Annotated in this window: 20 protein-coding genes; 6 read left to right on the top strand and 14 right to left on the bottom strand. The window is 68.5% G+C overall.

Translation table 11 applies throughout. The features are described from left to right. Positions 1-24: 24 nt before the first annotated feature. The gene (locus DL519_RS41445; RefSeq protein ID WP_190823090.1) at positions 25-924 is read left to right on the top strand and encodes a glycine betaine ABC transporter substrate-binding protein; all 900 of its coding nucleotides are present in this window, start codon (positions 25-27) and stop codon (positions 922-924) included. A 194-nt stretch (positions 925-1,118) separates the two neighbouring features. On the opposite strand, the gene DL519_RS41440 is transcribed toward DL519_RS41445, so the two are convergent. Together DL519_RS41440 and DL519_RS41435 are read right to left on the bottom strand one after the other, a co-directional pair. Beyond that, entirely contained in the window at positions 1,119-1,400 is a 282-nt protein-coding gene (locus tag DL519_RS41440; protein WP_190823088.1) for a DUF397 domain-containing protein, read from the bottom strand. A gap of 11 nt (positions 1,401-1,411) precedes the next feature. Continuing rightward, positions 1,412-2,215: a helix-turn-helix domain-containing protein gene (locus tag DL519_RS41435; protein WP_223840447.1), complete on the bottom strand. Its 804-nt coding sequence runs from the start codon at positions 2,213-2,215 to the stop codon at positions 1,412-1,414. Between the two features lie 195 nt (positions 2,216-2,410). On the opposite strand from DL519_RS41435, the gene DL519_RS41430 reads away from it, so the two are divergent. Then, positions 2,411-2,692: a hypothetical protein gene (locus tag DL519_RS41430; RefSeq protein ID WP_190823085.1), complete on the top strand. Its 282-nt coding sequence runs from the start codon at positions 2,411-2,413 to the stop codon at positions 2,690-2,692. A gap of 362 nt (positions 2,693-3,054) precedes the next feature. Here the strand turns inward: DL519_RS41430 and DL519_RS41425 are convergent, their stop codons facing one another. The 6 genes from DL519_RS41425 to DL519_RS41400 all read right to left on the bottom strand — a co-directional run bounded on the left by DL519_RS41425 (position 3,055) and on the right by DL519_RS41400 (position 8,159). Next, positions 3,055-3,375 (bottom strand): hypothetical protein, encoded by a 321-nt coding sequence (locus DL519_RS41425; protein ID WP_223840097.1) that lies wholly within the window; start codon positions 3,373-3,375, stop codon positions 3,055-3,057. A gap of 400 nt (positions 3,376-3,775) precedes the next feature. Further along, the gene (locus DL519_RS41420) at positions 3,776-4,015 is read right to left on the bottom strand and encodes a hypothetical protein (protein WP_223840096.1); all 240 of its coding nucleotides are present in this window, start codon (positions 4,013-4,015) and stop codon (positions 3,776-3,778) included. Further along, the gene (locus DL519_RS41415; RefSeq protein WP_190823080.1) at positions 4,015-4,317 is read right to left on the bottom strand and encodes a hypothetical protein; all 303 of its coding nucleotides are present in this window, start codon (positions 4,315-4,317) and stop codon (positions 4,015-4,017) included. Before DL519_RS41415 ends, DL519_RS41420 begins: the two co-directional genes overlap by 1 nt. Before the next feature lie 6 nt (positions 4,318-4,323). Next, on the bottom strand, positions 4,324-4,632 hold the full coding sequence (locus DL519_RS41410; RefSeq protein WP_190823078.1) for a YbaB/EbfC family nucleoid-associated protein: 309 nt from the start codon (positions 4,630-4,632) through the stop codon (positions 4,324-4,326). 174 nt (positions 4,633-4,806) lie between these two features. Then, a complete protein-coding gene (locus tag DL519_RS41405; protein ID WP_190823076.1) occupies positions 4,807-6,759 on the bottom strand; it encodes a vWA domain-containing protein in 1,953 nt (650 codons plus the stop codon). Beyond that, complete coding sequence (locus DL519_RS41400) at positions 6,759-8,159, bottom strand: ATP-binding protein (protein WP_190823074.1); 1,401 nt, start codon at positions 8,157-8,159, stop codon at positions 6,759-6,761. Before DL519_RS41400 ends, DL519_RS41405 begins: the two co-directional genes overlap by 1 nt. A 118-nt stretch (positions 8,160-8,277) precedes the next feature. On the opposite strand from DL519_RS41400, the gene DL519_RS41395 reads away from it, so the two are divergent. Next, on the top strand, positions 8,278-9,516 hold the full coding sequence (locus DL519_RS41395) for a serine hydrolase domain-containing protein (protein WP_190823072.1): 1,239 nt from the start codon (positions 8,278-8,280) through the stop codon (positions 9,514-9,516). 50 nt (positions 9,517-9,566) lie between these two features. Here the strand turns inward: DL519_RS41395 and DL519_RS41390 are convergent, their stop codons facing one another. From DL519_RS41390 to DL519_RS41380, 3 genes are all read right to left on the bottom strand, one after another. After that, positions 9,567-10,487, bottom strand: coding sequence for an MBL fold metallo-hydrolase (locus DL519_RS41390; RefSeq protein WP_223840095.1), 921 nt, complete (start codon positions 10,485-10,487; stop codon positions 9,567-9,569). Between the two features lie 68 nt (positions 10,488-10,555). Continuing rightward, positions 10,556-11,350 carry an SCO1664 family protein gene (locus tag DL519_RS41385; RefSeq protein ID WP_190823068.1) on the bottom strand — a complete coding sequence of 265 codons (795 nt, stop codon included), beginning with the start codon at positions 11,348-11,350 and terminating at the stop codon, positions 10,556-10,558. A gap of 5 nt (positions 11,351-11,355) precedes the next feature. Beyond that, a complete protein-coding gene (locus DL519_RS41380; RefSeq protein ID WP_168584469.1) occupies positions 11,356-11,922 on the bottom strand; it encodes a DUF3090 domain-containing protein in 567 nt (188 codons plus the stop codon). Positions 11,923-12,293: 371 nt separating this feature from the next. Here DL519_RS41380 and DL519_RS41375 point away from each other — a divergent pair, with 371 nt between their 5' ends. Genes DL519_RS41375 through DL519_RS41365 form a run of 3 tightly spaced genes read left to right on the top strand, consistent with a single transcriptional unit; the run spans position 12,294 to position 13,820 of the window. Beyond that, positions 12,294-13,226 carry a S66 peptidase family protein gene (locus DL519_RS41375; protein WP_190823066.1) on the top strand — a complete coding sequence of 311 codons (933 nt, stop codon included), beginning with the start codon at positions 12,294-12,296 and terminating at the stop codon, positions 13,224-13,226. A gap of 52 nt (positions 13,227-13,278) precedes the next feature. Next, complete coding sequence (locus tag DL519_RS41370; RefSeq protein ID WP_223840094.1) at positions 13,279-13,503, top strand: hypothetical protein; 225 nt, start codon at positions 13,279-13,281, stop codon at positions 13,501-13,503. Then, positions 13,500-13,820, top strand: coding sequence for a type II toxin-antitoxin system PemK/MazF family toxin (locus DL519_RS41365; protein ID WP_190823064.1), 321 nt, complete (start codon positions 13,500-13,502; stop codon positions 13,818-13,820). The genes DL519_RS41370 and DL519_RS41365 overlap by 4 nt, the downstream gene beginning before the upstream one ends. Positions 13,821-13,823: 3 nt before the next feature. On the opposite strand, the gene DL519_RS41360 is transcribed toward DL519_RS41365, so the two are convergent. The 3 genes from DL519_RS41360 to DL519_RS41350 are packed head-to-tail and all read right to left on the bottom strand — an operon-like array spanning position 13,824 to position 17,289. Beyond that, on the bottom strand, positions 13,824-15,422 hold the full coding sequence (locus DL519_RS41360) for a dipeptide ABC transporter ATP-binding protein (RefSeq protein WP_190823062.1): 1,599 nt from the start codon (positions 15,420-15,422) through the stop codon (positions 13,824-13,826). Next, a complete protein-coding gene (locus DL519_RS41355) occupies positions 15,419-16,315 on the bottom strand; it encodes an ABC transporter permease (protein WP_190823060.1) in 897 nt (298 codons plus the stop codon). Before DL519_RS41355 ends, DL519_RS41360 begins: the two co-directional genes overlap by 4 nt. Continuing rightward, the gene (locus DL519_RS41350; RefSeq protein ID WP_223840446.1) at positions 16,312-17,289 is read right to left on the bottom strand and encodes an ABC transporter permease; all 978 of its coding nucleotides are present in this window, start codon (positions 17,287-17,289) and stop codon (positions 16,312-16,314) included. Before DL519_RS41350 ends, DL519_RS41355 begins: the two co-directional genes overlap by 4 nt. Between the last annotated feature and the right edge of the window lie 49 nt (positions 17,290-17,338).

The following is a 17,338-nucleotide window of genomic DNA, read 5'->3' as shown; positions in this document are numbered from 1 at the left end:
TTTTCGCAGAAAGGCAGGGCAGGAATGTTCACCGGAAGAAGATCAAGACGCCTTCTCGCTCTCCTCGCCGCACTGGTCGCCCTGGTGGCGGTGGCCGCGGGATGCGGCGGTCGCTCGGCGCAGACCGGCCAGCAGGCGAAGGCGATCAACATCGGCTTCATCGCGTGGGACGAGGATATCGCGGTCACCCACCTCTACAAGGTGTTGCTGGAGCAGAAGGGCTACAAGGTCAACACCCAGGAGCTGGAGGCCGGCCCGATGTACGCCGGGCTCGCGCAGGGCAACATCGACCTGTTTCTGGACGGTTGGCTGCCCCAGACGCACGCCGATTACTGGAAGCAGTACGGCCCGCAGCTGGAGGACCTCAACGTCTGGTACGACCAGGCGACGCTCAACATCGCGGTGCCCAAGTACATGACGGACGTGAACTCGATCGCCGACCTCAAGGGCAGGGGCGCGGAGTTCAACGGCGTGATCACCGGCATCGACCCGGGCGCCGGGCTCACCCGCATCACCAAGGACAGCGCGATCCCGGCCTACGGGCTCGGCAACGAGTTCACCCTGCAGACCTCGTCGACGACCGCGATGCTGGCCTCCCTGGAGAAGGCGACCAAGGACCAGAAGCCGATCGTGGTCACGCTATGGCACCCGCACTGGGCCTACGCCCGGTACCCGATCAAGGACCTGCAGGACCCGCTGGGTGCGATGGGCAAGGCTGAGCAAATCCACGCGATCGGCCGCAAGAACTTCAGCCAGGACTTCCCCGAGGTCACCGAGATGGTGAAGAAGTTCAAGCTGGACGACGTCCAGCTCGCGTCGCTGGAGAACGCGATCAACAGCGCGGAGAAGGGCAAGGAGGACGACTCCGCCCGCAAGTGGGTGTCGGAGAACCAGGCCGTGGTGGCCAACTTCTTCACCCCCTGAGCAAACCGCGAGCTGCTGGTTGAAGCGAACGGACTGTTCACCTCGCTAGACGGCACAAACGGTCCGTTCGCCTCATCCACCCCAACGTAAGCCGCAGCTGCTGCCGTGAAGCGAACGGACCGTTCACGCCAATAGACGCAACAAACAGGCCGTTCGCCTCATCCACCCATCACCAAAACAACCTCTTCAGGCAGTCACGCGAGGTCGAACCGCCCGCACTTGACGGCGGCGACGAAGCTCTCCCACCGAGCCCCACCGAACCAAAGCTCCGGCCCACCAGGATTCTTCGAGTCCCGAGCCCCGACGACCTCGTCAGCGACAGCGATCTCGACGCACATCCCGTTGTTCGCGCTGTAGGTGGACTTCCTCCAGTCAGTCTCGTTGCGGGTCGCGAACGCGATCTCGACACAATCACCGTTGTTCGCGCTGTAGCTTGACTTTCGCCAAGCCAGGACGCGAGACGCCAACGCGGACATGACTCCTCCGGCTATGCCTCCGACATCAACGCCTTGATGAAACCAACCGATTCGGCTGGTTCAAGCGCGACGTGTTGCAGGTTTTCGGCGACCAGTGTATAGGTCCGCACGTCATCGGGATCCTGCACGTAGATTGCGCCATCCAGGTGTTCGAGGTAAGCGATCGGCCTCGCTTCGGAAAAGCCCAACACCACAAACTGCCCAGTGCCGCCAGCGTCGTGAGGTCCGCACTTCGGGCGCAGCACCTGCAGCGTGATGTTCGGCCGCTCGGCGAGCTCCACCAGGTACTCGTACTGAGCCTGACGAACCTCCCTCGAACCCACTGCCAAGCGCAATGCGGCTTCGCCGATAACCGCGTGCAGATTCATCGATCCAGCTCTGGTGACGTACTGCGAGCGAGCCAGCCGAAAAGAAACGAACCGCTCGCTGTGGTTACGCCTGACGAAACCTGTGGCAGCTGTAATCGCTTGTGCGTATTCCTCGGTCTGCATCAGGCCAGGCAACGCCATGGGCTGGTAGGTGAACTCCGATTCGGCGAGTCCTTCGAGCCCGACGAAGGTCTTCAACCAGTCCGGCACCACGTGCGCCCAGGGTGCCCACCAAGACTTGGAATCACCTCGGCCGCTCAGGGACGCCAACCGGTCGACGGTTCGCTCGTCCGCGCCGCAAGCCCGCAGCACTGCTGCGATGTCGTCGGGATGTTGCTGGTAGCGACCGCTTTCCATGTGCCCGAGCTTCGGCTTGGTGATGCCGATTGCCGTCGCCAGCTCCGACAACGTGAGTCCGGCCTGCTTGCGGTACGCGGAGAGTTCCACGCCGATCAGCCACCGCAGCGCGGACGGGTCGTTTCGCCCTGACACCAGCACACCTCCGTAATCACCGATCGTCACGCATCGTTCCAGGCGCGAACACAAGCTGTCACACCAGCCAATTGAGCGATACCTTCCGCGATACGTATCGCAGTACCGTCAGCAAGGCAAGTGATCAACCGAATCGACGAGGAGGGAACCATGCCAACCGAACCCGACATCTGGGCGCCCGAGCCCGACGAATACGCGCTCGTGCGCGAGGAAATCCAGCGCGCTCCCAAGCTTTTCGCGCTGTGTGAGCTCGAGCGGGATGACGACGAGTGGGAACTCACCGAGGGCCGGGTGCTCGCCTGGGGGCTCGCCTTCGGCGACCGCGCCGAGGTCGTCAGCATCGATGGCCGCGGGCGCGGCTCCTTCTGCTCCCCCACCCGCGCCGCCGAAACGTTCTCCCACACCGCCGAGGTCCGCCTCGTCTACCCCTGACGGCCGATCGCTGACCGACATACTTGGCAGGTCAAAGCCAGCGGGTCCGCCGACCACGATCGGCGGACCCGCGTCTCAACACGAGCGACTACTTCCGAAAATGCTGGGCGACATCGTGCGTCGCCTTGCGATATTCTCGCCGCGCGTGCCGCCGACAATATCCCGCAGCGACTGCACACTCACCACATCACAGACATCCGGAATGTTAGCAAAGGGGTCCGTTGGGCTTGTTTGCTTGAACATGCCGCAAGAATAGAAGCGGCAACCAGCGCCACGCCGACCGCCGATGTCTCCTTCCTCAGCATGGCATCAATCCCTCTTCCGCACGTTCCAGCCTTCGGCACACGACCCCAAAGGAACGACTATTTCCGAAGATGCTGGGGGATATCTTTTGCAGCCTTGGTCAATGCTACTTGGATTGCCTCTCGCCCCAAGCCAGTCGCCCCCTGCTGTGACTCGCCCGAGCCTTGGTAGCGCAGCTCAACGATGACATTTCCGGTACGGAATGTGAGGGATCCATTCGCATCGTTAAACTTGCCATATGCTTCGTCACCGATCCCGTCGATCGAATCACTGTCGGCCACACCTTGGCGTTTGCGCCCAGCAGAGAAGGAGTCACTGGCCATCTGGACGCCACCCACATCCTGTTGACTGGGAAGCCTCTCGTACAGGTAGAGCGTCACAGACAGCCCCAGGTCGCTCGGGGTAACGCCTTGCAGAGGTGGAACCTCCCAGTACGCCTTGAGGTCAGCCCTAGAATTCGTTATTGAATCGATTGAATCATCGATCGCCCGCTTCGCTTTATCACCCCCAAGCGTCGATACGAGCACCGATGTTCTCTGGGTGACCGAACAAGTCGCGAATCGTATCTATAATCTTAGAGACAGCTTCCAGTCCAAGCTTTTTCGCATACTCTAACACTTTTTGCGCCGCGTCCTCCGGAAACGGCGCAAGGGGCTCAAACGTGACGGCCACAGCATTCCTTCCTCTGCGGCGAAGTCACTGATTAAATATCGTCTTTCAGGTACCCGAAATGCTCGTAATACTCGGCGTCTCGGCTTTCGTAGTCGTCAGCCACCGCTTTCAGGCTGTCGCCTGCCTTTTCGAGGACTTTTGGCCTTTCTTGAGGCGTTCCAGGGCGTCGTCGAGTGCCAGGTTGTGGTTCCTGGTTGCCCCGGAAGGCCCGCCAAGGAGTCCGAGGTCATCCTCGTTGAGATCCTTACCAGTCAGCGCCTGAAGAGCTTTACCCCAAGCGTCGGCAGCGTCGTAGAGGAACTTGACGTTCTTGCGCAACGCTTCGGGGACGACTGTGTAGTCGCTCATCAGATCCAGCCGTTCGGCTCTTCGGGTTCGCGAAGCTGACGTGCTTGTTCTTCGCCTTGTTCGAGGGCGCGCTTGATGGCCTCGGCCAGGCTTCGCCCGTTGGCGTAGCGAAGCTCTTCTGTGTTCAGCCGTACGGCGACGAGCTGTCCGTATGCGGTCAGCACGAGCTGCCCGAGGTCACTTTCCAGGTCGACCACGACCTGTTTTTCGTGCAGCTCCTGCGCTTGCTGCACCGCCCGCTTGTAGCGGTCTTGCGCTTGGGCCAGCTCTTCTGCGATGCGTTCTGATGACTGCTTCGACACGCTCTTTCAGCTCCCAAACCCCGGAAGGACCTCGATCAGCTTCGCATTGGAGTCATCGGTCGCCTGTGCCCGTGCTGAAGTGATCGCCTCCAGGATCTTTCCCTCTAGGGCCGATGGATGACCGGAGCGGAGCTCCGCGTCGGGTATCGACAGATCTTGTAGCACCCCAAGCCCGTTCACTCGTGCGACCACGGCCCGGTCTGTCGATGAGCCCGTGTAGGCACGTACCGCCGCCTCCTCCCGCAGCGCGTGCATGATGTTCTGCTTCTCCTCCAGCTCCGACAACATCGCCTCGAAGTCGGGAAGTTCTGGCACGACAACCTCCAGTTCTTGCGAAGCCCGGCACGCCTAACGAAATCCGCACAAACTTCGGCAGCCGAGCATATCCGGCACCTTTCGCACCCGAGGCAGATCGTGCTAGCAGCGCGAATCTCCTAGGCAATCTCACCCGTACGGCGCAACACGATGCGCCGGAAGCATGCGCTTGGTTCAGCGGCGGCGCTTGGTGCGGAGGTAGTCGCCGACGACCGCCGCGCCGAGGCCGTCCGGGGTGGGTGCCAGGACCCGGCCGCCGCCGCGGCGGGCCACGATGTCCACGAAAGCCTCCAGGCGGGGGTCCTCGCCGAGCATGAAGACGCTCAGCGTGGCGCCCATGCGTCGCAGGGCGTCCACTTCGGACAGGGTGACCTGCAGGGTGTGCCGCGTCGGCGGGTACTGGAACACCGCCTCGCCGTCGGGTTCGAGGTGGGCGGTGGGCTCGCCGTCGGTCACCACCAGCACGACCGGCTGGGCGTCCGGGTGGCGGCGCAGGTGACGGCCCGCGAGCAACAGCGCGTGGTGCAGGTTCGTGCCCTGCTCCCAAACCCCTTCCAGCGCAGCGAGTTCACCGACGTCCACAGTGGACGCGTAGCGTCCGAAGGTCACCAGTTGCAGCGCGTCCGAGCGGTACCGGGTCGCGACCAGGTGGTGCAGCGCGAGGGCGGTGCGCTTCATCGGCACCCAGCGGCCGTCCTGCACCATCGACCACGACGTGTCCACGCAGAGCACCACCGCCGCGCGCGAACGCTGCTCGGTCTCGGCCACCTCCAGGTCCGAAATGTCCAGCTGCGCCGAATCCGGCCCCTCCGCCGCGCGCCGCAGCACGGAGTTGCGCACCGTGCGGACGGCGTCCCACGGCTCCGCGTCGCCGTAGCTCCACGGCCGCGTGGTGCCGGTCAGCTCCCCCGCCGCGCCCGCGCGGTCGGTGTCGCGCTCGCCGCGCCGCGACCGGAGCTGCGAGATCACCGAGCGCAGCGCGGTCTCCCCGAGCCGGCGCAGGGCGCGCGGAGACAGCCTCAAGCTGCCGTCGGGTGCCCGTTGCAGCAGTCCCTGCTGCCGCAACTGCTGCTCGATCTCCGACAGCCGCTGCGCATCGACGACGGCCTGCGGGCCGAGCTGCCGTTCCAGGGCCTCCAGGTCGATGTCCTCCAGGCTCGCGCCGGGGTAGGCCTGCCCGAGCTGCTCCGCCAGCCGGTCCAGCTCACCGAGCTCGGCCATCGCCGCCGTGGCTTCGGCCAGCCCCATCGGCTGGTCGCCGCGGAACCGCGCCCGGCCCGTCCAGTCCTCGCCGGGCCGCAGCCCTTGCAGCTGCCGGTCTAGTCGCTGCAACGCCTGGGCGATGCGCGGGTCGCCGAAGGCCTGCTGGGACAGCGACATCAACTCGGCGCGCTGCTGCTCGCTCATGGAGTTCAGCAGCCGTTGTGCGGCCGCCGAGCGGGCCGCCAGCGCGTCGATCAGCTCGTCGACATTGCGCGGGTTCTCCGGGAAGGACTCGCCGTGGGTGGCCATGAACTGCTCGAACTTCTGCTGGATGCCGGAGTCCCCACGGGCGTGCGCGGCCAGCAGCGCCGACAGGTCGTCGAGCATCTGCCGCACCCGCTCGACGTCCTCGGGCGTGACCTGCTGCATCGCCTGCTTCATGCCCTGGAAGCGCTGTTCGAGGAACTCGGTGCCCAGCATCTGCCGGATCTCCTCGAAGGTCTCCCGCGCGTCCGACGACCGCCAGTCGTAGTTCGCCAGCTCCGAGACCTGGCCCGCGACGTCCGGCGGCAGCGCGTCCAGCTGCAGCTCGCGGAACCGCGCGTCCTCGCTGGTGTCGGCCGCGAGCGCCAGCCGCTCCGCCGCCAGCGCGCGGTCCAGCAGCCGGCGGACCTCGGAGATCGTCCCGTCGAGCCGGTGCCGCCGCTGCATCTCGCTGCGCCGCTGCCACAGCCGCCGGGTGAGCTCGTCGAGACCAGCGGCGTCGCGGGTGCCGGTACGCAGCAGCTCCTCCAGCGCGGAGCGCGGCGAGGCGCCTTCCATGACATCGCGGCCGATCTGGTCCAGTGCCGCGCGCAGATCCACCGGCGGCGTCAGGGGATCCGCCCCGCCGTGCCACGCGTTGTACCGGAACCGGCGGCTCATCAGCTGTACACCGACCGGTCGTCATCGGCGTCCTTGCCGAGCCGCTTCGCCAGGTACAGCGACTCCAGCGCCAGCTCGACGGCGCTGGCGATGCGCCCCGGCGGGTCCCCGGCGCGCACCCCGAGCCGCTCGGCGACCTGGTGCAGCACCGGCAGCTCCGGCAGCGCGGTGAGGACGTCGCGCCCGGCGACGCGCTCACCGGTGGCCACCGGGTGCCCGTCAACGACGGCCCGGGCCAGCGACTGCAGGTCCAGCCCGGCGAACAGGCCGCGGGCGGTGTCGGCCACCGAGCGCCGCAGCAGGTAGCCCAGCAGCTCGTCCTCGCGGCCCTCCTCGCCCGCCTCGAACTCGATCTTGCCGCGCAACACGGCGGGCACCGCCGCCAGGTCGACCGGCCGCGCCACCGCCGGGTGCTCGCCGGTCACTGCGGACCGGTGCAGCGCGGCGGCCGAGACGGTCTCGGCGGCGGCGATGGCGAACCGGGCCGACACCCCGGAGCGCTGGTCGACCGCGGCGGATTCGCGCAGGTGGCCGACGAAGCGGGCGAGCACCTCCAGCAGATGGTCGCCGACCTCGGCCGGCAGGTCCGCCTCCTGGCGCACCAGCGACACCTCGTCGTCGACGTCCAGCGGGTAGTGGGTGCGGATCTCCGCGCCGAAGCGGTCCTTCAGCGGCGTGATGATCCGGCCCCGGTTCGTGTAATCCTCGGGGTTGGCGGTGGCGACCAGCAGCACGTCCAGCGGCAGCCGCAGGCTGTAGCCGCGGATCTGGATGTCCCGCTCCTCCATCACGTTCAGCAGCGCCACCTGAATCCGCTCGGCCAGGTCGGGCAGCTCGTTGACGGTGACGATGCCGCGGTGCGCGCGGGGCACGAGTCCGAAGTGGATCGTCTCCGGGTCGCCCAGCGAGCGGCCCTCGGCGACCTTCACCGGGTCCACGTCGCCGACCAGGTCGCCGACCGAGGTGTCCGGGGTGGCCAGCTTCTCCACGTACCGCTCGCTGCGGTGCCGCCAGGCCACCGGCAGGTCGTCGCCGAGCTCCACGGCGCGGCGGCGGGAGGCCGGAGTGATCGGCTGCAGCGGGTGTTCGCCGAGTTCCGAGCCCTCGATCACCGGCGTCCACTCGTCCAGCAGTTCGACGAGGCTGCGCAGCAGCCGCGTCTTGCCCTGCCCGCGCTCCCCGAGCAGCACGACGTCGTGCCCGGCGATCAGGGCGCGTTCCAGCTGCGGCAGCACGGTCTGGTCGAATCCGACGATGCCGGGCCACAGCGCCCGGCCGGAGCGCAGCGCGGTCAGCAGGTTGGCGCGCAGCTCGGCCTTGACGCTGCGCGGGGCGTGGCCGCTGGACCGCAGCTCTCCTACCGTGCGGGGCAGCCCTTCGGGTTGAGTCGGGGTCGTCACGCCCCCGACGCTACCGGCAGGAACCGACAAGCGCTGCCATAGCAGAAAGGATTTCGTATGTGGGCGCGGTGGAGTAGAAACACCAAGTAGCCCGCGATGGCACGCGCAGGAGGATCAAGTGGGCTTGGAAATCGAGGTCGACCCCGGCGAAGCCGGTTTCGACGCCGCCCGGCTGAACCGGATCGACGAGCACTTCGCGAAGTATGTGGAGGCCGGCAAGCTGCCGGGCTGGCTGGCGCTGGTGTCCCGGCACGGCAAGATCGCGCACCTGTCGACGCACGGCATGCGCGACATCGCCAGCGGCGCCCCGGTGCAGACCGACACGCTGTTCCGGATCTACTCCATGACCAAGCCGGTCACCTCGGTGGCGATCATGATGCTGCACGAGGAGGGCGCCTTCGAGCTCACCGACCCGGTCGCCGACTTCATCCCATCGTTCGCCGACCTGCGGGTTTACCGCGGCGGGACCGCCCGCGCCCCGCAGACCCGCCCGGCAGGCGAGGACATGCGGATCTGGCACCTGCTGACGCACACCTCCGGCCTCACGTACGCCTTCCACTACCTGAACCCGGTCGACGAGCTCTACCGCCGCGCCGGGTTCGACTTCGACATGGCCGCCGACCTCGACCTGGCGGGCTGCTGCGACGAGTGGGCGAGCATGCCGCTGCTGTTCGACCCGGGCACGGCCTGGAACTACTCGGTGGCCACCGACGTGCTGGGCCGGATCGTGGAGGTGGCGTCCGGGCAGACGCTGGACGAGTTCTTCCGCACCCGCATCTTCGAGCCGCTGGGCATGACCGACACCGGCTTCGCGGTGGACCGCGCCAACGCCGACCGGCTCGCCACCCTCTACACGGCCGACCCGCAGGGCAAGGCCCGCCCACACCCGAAGCACGCGGAGCTGCACGCGGCGGCGTTCGAGCTGCCCAAGGCCCTCTCCGGCGGCGGCGGGCTGTTCTCCTCCGCGCACGACTACCACCGGTTCACGCAGATGCTGCGCCGCGAGGGCGAGCTCGACGGCACACGCCTGCTCGGCAGCCGCACGGTGCGGTACATGACCCGCAACCACCTGCCCGGCGGCGCGGACCTGGAAACCCTGGCGCTCGGGTCGTTCTCCGAGGTGGCCAACGCGGGCAAGGGCTTCGGGCTGGGCTTCGCGGTGATCGACGACCCGCTGGCGGCGAAGGTGATCAGCTCCCGGGGCGAGTTCTCCTGGGGCGGCCTGGCCAGCACCGCGTTCTGGGTGGACCCGGCCGAGGACCTGACGGTGCTGTTCCTGACCCAGCTGATGCCGTCGAGCACCCACCCGATCCGCCCCCAACTGCACCAACTCGTCTACCAGTCCCTAGTGGACTGATCGGTAGGTGGCCTGTGAGTACTTTCGGGTGCTATGACCCGCAAAAGCGCTCACGGGCTCAGCAGACGGGATTCGCCGATGGCGAGGTCCCAGAGCTGCTCCGGGTCGCGGCCGGTGTCGCGCCAGGCCTTGCGGACGCGGGTCAGCGGTTCGACGACCGGTTCCCGGGTCAGCACGAACGTCGCCCAGTGCATCGTCGCCGCGTACCTCGCGCCCAGGTCCGCCACCGCCCGCACCGCCTCCTCCGGGTTCATGTGCACCGGCTTCATGAACCACCGCGGCGCGTACGCGCCGATCGGCACCATCGCCACGTCGATGCCCGGATACTGCTGCCCGATCTCGGAGAAGTGCGGGCCGTAGCCGGTGTCCCCGGCGTGGTAGACCCGGTGCTCCGGGCCGGAGATCACCCAGCTGCCCCATAGGCTGCGGCAGGTGTCCCGCGGGCCGCGGCGGCTCCAGTGCTGGGCGGGCGCGAAGTCGAACGTCAGCCCGGCGACCTCCGCGGACTGCCACCAGTCCAGCTCGACGACCTCGGTGAAGCCGCGGCGCCGGAACCATCGGCCCACCCCGGCGGGCACCAGCACCGGGGTGTCGCGCGGCAGCCGTAGCACGGTGGGCGCGTCCAAGTGGTCGTAGTGGTTGTGGCTGATCACGACCGCGTCGACGGGCGGCAACTCGCCGAAGGAGACACCCGGCGGCGTCAGCCGGCGCGGCACGCCGGGAATCCGGGACGACCAAACGGGATCGGTGAGCACCGTGGCCCCGGCCATCCGCACCACGTAGGTCGCGTGGCCGACCCAGGTGACCGCGGTGTCCTGCGCCGTGACCGGCGGCAGCCCGGTGCGCAGCACCGGGATCCGGTTGGAGTCCTCCACCCGGCCGCGGAATCCGCCGGTCCACATCAGCCGCATCACGTCGCTGAAGCGGGGCCGCGGCGCACGCAGGCGGTCGGCATAGGAGGGCTGGATCATCGGCTGCTGGTACCGGGTTCGCACCCGACCAGATTGCCCCGCCCGGCAGCCGGTCCGCACCCGCGGCTTCAGAACGCGGGCCAGGGGATGGCCGGCCATTCCCCGGAAGGAGCGGGGAACGTCCCGTCCTCCAGCAGCCGCTCGATGCGCGCGTTGACCGCCTGGACTTCCTTCGGCGTCACGTGTTCTGCCAGCTCAGCGGCCAGCGGTCCCTCCATCAGGGCGCGCAGCTCGCTGAGCCGGTCGACGACGTCGGCAGGCAGCGGCCGGCCGGTCCAGCCCCAGAGCACGGTGCGCAGCTTGTCGTCGGTGTTCAGGCTCACGCCGTGATCGACGCCCAGCACCTGGCCGTCCGGCGCGTGCAGGACGTGCCCGCCCTTGCGGTCGGCGTTGTTGATCACGATGTCGAGCACCGCTAACAGCCGCAGCTGCTCGTGGTCGGCGTGCGCCAGCACCACCGGGTCGCCGCGGTGGTCCTGGGCGCGCAGCACCGGCAGCCAACCGTCCGGCACCTCGCCCGGGGCGACGATGTCGACCAGCTGCGAATCCTCTTCGGTGTCCACCCACAGCTGCACCATGCCCGGCCCGAACGGGCCGTCGCGCAACAGCGTCGGCGGGATCAGCCCCCAGCCGGTGGCGTCGGACAGGAGGTAGGACGCGACCTCGCGACCGGCGAGCGTGCCGTCCGGGAAGTCCCACAGCGGCCGCTCCCCGCGCACCGGCTTGTAGACGCACTCGGCTGAGACGCCGTCGGCCTCGATCCCGCAGAACAGCGTCGCGTTGGACGCCTCCACCAGCCGCCCCTGCACGTCCAACCGGCCGTGTAGGAGCAGTTCGCGGACCGCGGGATCACCGGCGCGCACGCCGGTCAGACCTCTTCCGAGCGGCGGTAGCCATTCTGCCGCGGGCAGATGTGACCGGCCGGGTCCAGCGGTTCGGCGCACAGCGGGCACGGCTTCCGGCCGGCGTTGATGACGCGCTCGGCGCGCTCGGCGAACGCCCGGGCATGCGCGGGGCTGAGGAACACCCGCAGCGCGTCGGGGCCCTCTTCGGTGTCGTCGAGGACGACCGACTCGTCGATTTCCTCCTCGGTGACCGCGAGCAGCTCGACGACCACCGCTTCGGTCTCGGCGTCCCAGCCCAGCCCCATCGTGCCGACCCGGAACTCCTCGTCCACCGGCGCCGCCAGCGGGTCGGTGTCGACCAGGTCGTCGGGGGTCTGGGTGGGCAGGTCGGTGTTGAACCGCCGCTGCACTTCCTCCAGCAGCGCGCCGATGCGTTCGGCCAGCACCGACACCTGCTGCTTCTCTAGCTGCACGCTCACCGTGCGGACGTCCTCGGACGCCTGCAGGTAGAAGGTGCGCTCACCGGGTTCACCGACCGTTCCGGCGACGAATCGGTCGGGTTGACGGAAGACGTGGATGACACGAGCCATGGCACCTCTGACACTAGGCTACCGAGCGCTGGCCTTAGGCGGCTGGCCCCCGTTTTGTTCATCACCGTTTCGAACCGGCGCGGTTTCCACCGGGTCATCCGCCGGTTTACTCGCTGAGCGCCCCTTTCGACCACCGGTTTCACCGTTGTTCGCAATCGGCGAACTCCAGCGCGTCACGCCGGGTGCGGATACTCTCACGCGCGGTGGTCAAGATCGCGGGATGGAGCAGGCATGAGTAGCCCTGTGTCAACCTCAGTCCTCCTCAACCGCACCCCAGGGGACCGTGACGCAAGCCAGCCACAAGAAACCACGCAACGGGAGATTGGGCTGGACGCAACCACCACTGTGGATCGTGGAGAGGCGGACCAGTCATGAGCATGCGCGAACTACGTCGCCCGCACAGGCTTCGCAGCGGGGACACCGTGGCACTCGTCGCCCCCGCCGGGCCGGTGCCCGAGCACCTGCTCGACGCCGGGCTGGCGCAGCTGCGCTCGTGGGGCCTGAACGCGCGGGTCGGCAAGCACGTCCGGGACCGCCATCCGCACCTGGACTACCTGGCGGGCACCGACGCCGACCGCGCCGCCGACCTGCAGGAGGCGTGGTGCGACCCGGACGTCACCGCGGTGTTCTGCGTGCGCGGCGGCTACGGCAGCATGCGGATCCTCGACCACCTGGACTGGACCGAGATGGCCGCGGCCGGGCCGAAGGTGTTCACCGGCTCCAGCGACATCACCGCCCTGCACGACGCGTTCGCCACCCAGCTCGGCGTGGTCACGGTGTTCGGGCCGATGCTGGCCACGAAGGCGTTCGTCGAGGATCCCGCGGCGCGGGAGCACCTGCGCCGCACGCTGTTCCAGCCCGAGTCGGTCACGATCCTGACGCGTTCCAGCGCGGGCGCGCTCGTGCATGGGCGCGCACGGGGCATCACCTACGGCGGCAACCTGAGCATCGTCGCGGGCTCCCTTGGCGCGCCGGACGCACCGACCCCACCGGAGCGCGGGATCGCCATGCTCGAGGACGTCACAGAGGACCCGTACCGGCTGGACCGGTTCGTCACGCAGTTGCTGCGCGCGGGCTGGTTCGACCACGCCGCCGGGGTCGCGCTCGGTTCCTGGACCGAATGCGGGCCGCTGGAGGAGGTGCGCGCGGTGATGTCGGACCTGCTGAGCGGCCTCGGCGTGCCGATCATGTGGGAACTCGGCTTCGGCCACTGCGACGCGCAGCGCACGATCCCGCTCGGTGTGGCTGCCGAACTCGACACCGACGCGCAGCGCCTCTCGATCCTCCAACCGGCGCTGCGCTAGTTGGAAGGAGCACACAGGCTCCACGTATCACAAAATGTGTTACAGTCGGCAGATGGGCACGCTGAACGTTCGCACCGATGAAGCCATGGAGACCGCGCTGAAGGCGTTAACCGGCGACACGCGGAGCCGATCCGAGGCGGTCCGCTATGCGCTTCTGCGCACCTACAAGGAAATTCTGCTGGAGCAGGCCGAGCAGGACGCCGAACGGCTCAAGGAAGATCCCGACGACCAGGCCGAAATGCTGGCGATACAGCGGTTCATGGGAGTCACCGAGTGATCTTCCGGGGAGCCGTGTACGAGATCAAGGCATTCCCCGGAGCGCGCGGACATGAGCAGCAAGGCAGGCGGTACACCGTAATCATCCAGTCCGACCGTTTCTCCACCAGCACGATCGCGGTCGCGCTCACCTCGACCCGGGCGGGCGCCGCGGTCTACCGGCCCGAGATCGAATTGAACGGCACCAAGAGCCGAATCCTCACCGACCAGATCTACTCGGTGTCACCGGATCGGCTGGGCGACTTCAAGGGCTCGCTCGACGCCGGCGAACTCGCGGAACTCGACCGGGCCTTGCTTCTGCGATTCGGCCTGATCTGACCCCTACGCCACGCGGCGCTCCACCGACGGAACGGCGGCAAGGAGCGTCTTGGTGTAGTCGTGCTGGGGGTCCAGCAGGACCTGTTCCACCGGGCCGACTTCGACGAGGTCCCCCTGGTACATCACCGCCACCCGGTCGGCGATGTTCCAGGCCAGGCCGAGGTCGTGGGTGATCACCAGGGTTGACAGGCCGCGTTCGGCCCGCAATCGCAGCAGCAGCGCCAAGATCTCGCCGCGCACGGTCGCATCCAGCGACGCCACCGGTTCGTCGGCGATCAGCACCCGCGGTTCCAGCACGAGCGCACCGGCGATCACCACGCGCTGCCGCTGACCGCCCGACAGCTCTTGCGGCAGGCGGCCGAAGAACTTCTCCGCTGGCCGCAGCTCCGCCGCCTCGAGCGCCGCCGCGACCCTTCCCCGCTCGTCGTCGGTGATGCCGTGGATGCGCAAACCCTCCGCCACCGCTTCGTAAACGGTGTGCCGGGGGTTGAGCGCCCCGGTCGGGTCCTGCAGCACCAACTGCACCTGCTTGCGGTACTCGCGCAGCCCCGCGCTGCTGGTCGGCAGCGGCACGCCGTCGAAGCGCACCGCACCGCCGGTCGGCCGCTGCAGCCCCAGCATCGTCCGGGCCAACGTCGTCTTGCCGGAGCCGGACTGCCCGACCAGCGCGACGATCTCTTTCTCGTTGACCGCGAGGTCCACCCCGCGCACTGCTTGCACGGTCTGCCCGGAGCGGCTGGTGAAGTCGACCGACACCGACTCGGCGGACAGCAGCGCCGATCCGCTCGGCACCCCTTCGGCGAGCCGGAACCGCGGGTCGCCGACTGTCGGGAACGCGCTGGCCAGCGCCTTGCTGTGCGCGTGCTGCGGCGCGGTCATCACCTGCCGCGACGGACCGTGCTCGACGACCTGGCCCTGGTACATCACCGCGAGCCGGGCGCAGCTGGCCGACAGCACCGACAGGTCGTGGCTGATCATCATCAGCGCGATGCCGCGCTCCGCGACCAGCCGCCCCATCAGCTCCAGGATCTGGGCCTGCACCACCACGTCCAGCGCGGTCGTGGGTTCGTCGGCGATCACCAGCCGCGGCTCGCAGGCCAGGGCCATCGCGATCATCACCCGCTGCTTCTGCCCGCCGGAGAGCTCGTGCGGGTAAGCACCGGCCCGCTCCGCGGGGAGCTCCACCTGCGCGAGCAGCTCCGCGACCCGCTCGCGCAGGTCGCCGTTCGCCCGGCCGTGCAGCCTGATCGGCTCCGCGATCTGATCGCCGATGGTGCGCACCGGGTTCAACGCGTGCATCGCGCCCTGGAAAACCACCGACGCGCTCGCCCAGCGCACCGCGCGCAGCTGCCCGAACGTCATCTCGCGAACGTCCTTGCCGTCCAGCAGGATCTCGCCGTCGATGCGCGCCGAGCTCGGCAGCAGCCGCAGCACGGACATCGCCAGCGTCGTCTTGCCGCAACCGGATTCCCCTGCCAAGCCTAGGGTTTCCCCCTCGGCGAGGCTCAGGCTCACGCCCCGCACCGCGACCATTCCCGGCGAGGCCTCCGGAGCGCCCCGGTAGGCCACCGCCACGTCCCGCATTTGCAGAATCGGAGTCACCGTCGCCCCCGCAGCCTCGGATTGAACACCGTCTCCAGCGCCCGCCCGCACAACGTGAAGCTGAGCACCACCACCACGATCCCCAGGCCCGGCGGCAGCAAGTACCACCACGCACCGCCGGTGACCGCGCCGGTGTCCATCGCGGACTTCAGCATCGAACCCCACGACACGCGGCTCGGGTCGCCGAGCCCCAGGAACGAAAGCGTCGACTCGGCGATGATCGCGCTGGCCACCGACAGCGTGGTGTTGGCGAACACCAGCGGCAGCACCGCGGGCAGCACGTGGCGGCCGATGATGTGGCCGTGCCCGGCGCCCAGGGTCCACGCCCGCTCGATGTAGGGGCGGGCCTCGACGGTCAGCGTCTGGGCCCGCACCATCCGCGCGGTGGCCGGCCAGGCCGTCACCCCGATCGCCAGCACGATCGTCGGAAGCCCGCGGGCGAGCACCGTGGACAACGCGATGGCCAGCACCAGGGACGGCAGGACCAGGAAGAAGTCGGTGAAGCGCAGCAGCACCCGGGAGGTCCAGCCGCCGAAGTGGGCCGCGAGCACCCCCACCACGGTGCCGATCAGGACCGACAGCACCGCCGCGAAAAGCCCGACGACCAGCGACACTCGCGCGCCCCACCAGGTCAGCAGCAGCACCGAACGACCGGATTCGTCGGTGCCGAGCCAGAATTCGCTGCTCGGCGCCTGCAGCGGCTCGCCGGGCGCCCGCGTGACGTCCAGGCCGCTGGCGTCGGTGAGCAGCGGCGCGAACAACGCCAACGCGCCGACCACGACCAGCAGCACGAGACCCACCAGCCCGGCCCGGTCCGCGCGGAAGACGCGCCACGCCTCGGCCGCCCGGGCCTTGCGGCGGGCCCAGATGATCTGCCCTGCGGTGGCCGTCATGATTCCCGCACCCTCGGATCGAGCACCCGGTAGACCAAATCGGCCAACACGTTCATCACCACCACGCTCCCGGCAAGGACGATGAAAATGCCTTGCAGCAACGGCAGGTCCGGCACCCGCAGCGCCTCGTAGGTCAGCAGCCCCAGGCCCGGCCAGGAGAACACCGTCTCCACCGTGATCGCACCCGCCACCACCAGCCCCAGCCGCAGGAAGATCAGCGTGACGGTGGGCAGCAGCGCGTTGGGCACCGCGTGCCGGCGCCGCACCAGGTCCTCGCGCAGGCCCTTGGCGCGCGCGGTCGTCAGGTAGTCCTCGCCCATCTCCTCCAGCAGCGACGAGCGCATCACCATCAGGTACTCGGCGTAGATCACCGCCACCATGGTCAGCGTCGGCAGCACCAGGTGGTGGGCGACGTCGAGAACCTGCGGCAGCAGCTCCGGCGGCGTGTCCGGCGAGGAGATCCCGCCGACCGGGAACAGGCCCGGGATCGGCCCGACCCCGACGCCGAAGGCCATCAGCACGATCAGCCCGAGCCAGAACGTCGGCACCGACCACAGCGTCAGGGCGATCGAGGTCGACGTCTTGTCGAAGGCCTCGCCGTGCCGCCACGCCGCGCGGCTGCCCATCCACAGCCCCAGCAGCACGGCGATCGCGGTCGCGGTGCCCACCAGCAGGACGGTCGGGCCGATGCGGTTGAGGATCAGCTCGCCCACCGGGCGGCTGTAGGTGTAGGACGTGCCGAGGTCACCGCGCAGCAGGTTGCCGAGGAAGTCCAGGAACTGCTTCCAAAGCGGCTGGTCCAGGCCGAGCCGCTCCCGCAGCACCGCGATCTGCTGCGCGGTCACCGGCGCGCCGTGGGTCATGGTGCGCACCGGGTCGCCGGGCATCACCCGGAACAGGAAGAACCCCAGCACCGCCACCATGAAAAGGCTCACCAGGCCGCCGCCGAGCTTGCCGCCCAGGTAGCGGGCCATCCGGCGGCCACTGCCGGTCGGCGGTGGCGGTTCGGCGACGGTGACGAGT

The sequence above is a fragment of the Saccharopolyspora pogona genome, from assembly GCF_014697215.1.
Taxonomy (GTDB): Bacteria; Actinomycetota; Actinomycetes; order Mycobacteriales; family Pseudonocardiaceae; genus Saccharopolyspora; species Saccharopolyspora hattusasensis.
The sequence above is the reverse complement of the archived record's forward strand: the minus strand, read 5'-3'. Positions and strand labels throughout refer to the sequence as shown.

Coding starts and splice junctions, on each gene's coding strand:
- DL519_RS41445 (WP_190823090.1), top strand. CDS start 25: ATGTTCACCGGAAGAAGATCAAGACGCCTTCTCGCTCTCCTCGCCGCA.
- DL519_RS41440 (WP_190823088.1), bottom strand. CDS start 1,400: ATGTCCGCGTTGGCGTCTCGCGTCCTGGCTTGGCGAAAGTCAAGCTAC.
- DL519_RS41430 (WP_190823085.1), top strand. CDS start 2,411: ATGCCAACCGAACCCGACATCTGGGCGCCCGAGCCCGACGAATACGCG.
- DL519_RS41420 (WP_223840096.1), bottom strand. CDS start 4,015: ATGAGCGACTACACAGTCGTCCCCGAAGCGTTGCGCAAGAACGTCAAG.
- DL519_RS41405 (WP_190823076.1), bottom strand. CDS start 6,759: ATGAGCCGCCGGTTCCGGTACAACGCGTGGCACGGCGGGGCGGATCCC.
- DL519_RS41390 (WP_223840095.1), bottom strand. CDS start 10,487: ATGATCCAGCCCTCCTATGCCGACCGCCTGCGTGCGCCGCGGCCCCGC.
- DL519_RS41380 (WP_168584469.1), bottom strand. CDS start 11,922: ATGGCTCGTGTCATCCACGTCTTCCGTCAACCCGACCGATTCGTCGCC.
- DL519_RS41375 (WP_190823066.1), top strand. CDS start 12,294: ATGAGCATGCGCGAACTACGTCGCCCGCACAGGCTTCGCAGCGGGGAC.
- DL519_RS41370 (WP_223840094.1), top strand. CDS start 13,279: ATGGGCACGCTGAACGTTCGCACCGATGAAGCCATGGAGACCGCGCTG.
- DL519_RS41355 (WP_190823060.1), bottom strand. CDS start 16,315: ATGACGGCCACCGCAGGGCAGATCATCTGGGCCCGCCGCAAGGCCCGG.
- DL519_RS41350 (WP_223840446.1), bottom strand. CDS start 17,289: ATGGCCCGCTACCTGGGCGGCAAGCTCGGCGGCGGCCTGGTGAGCCTT.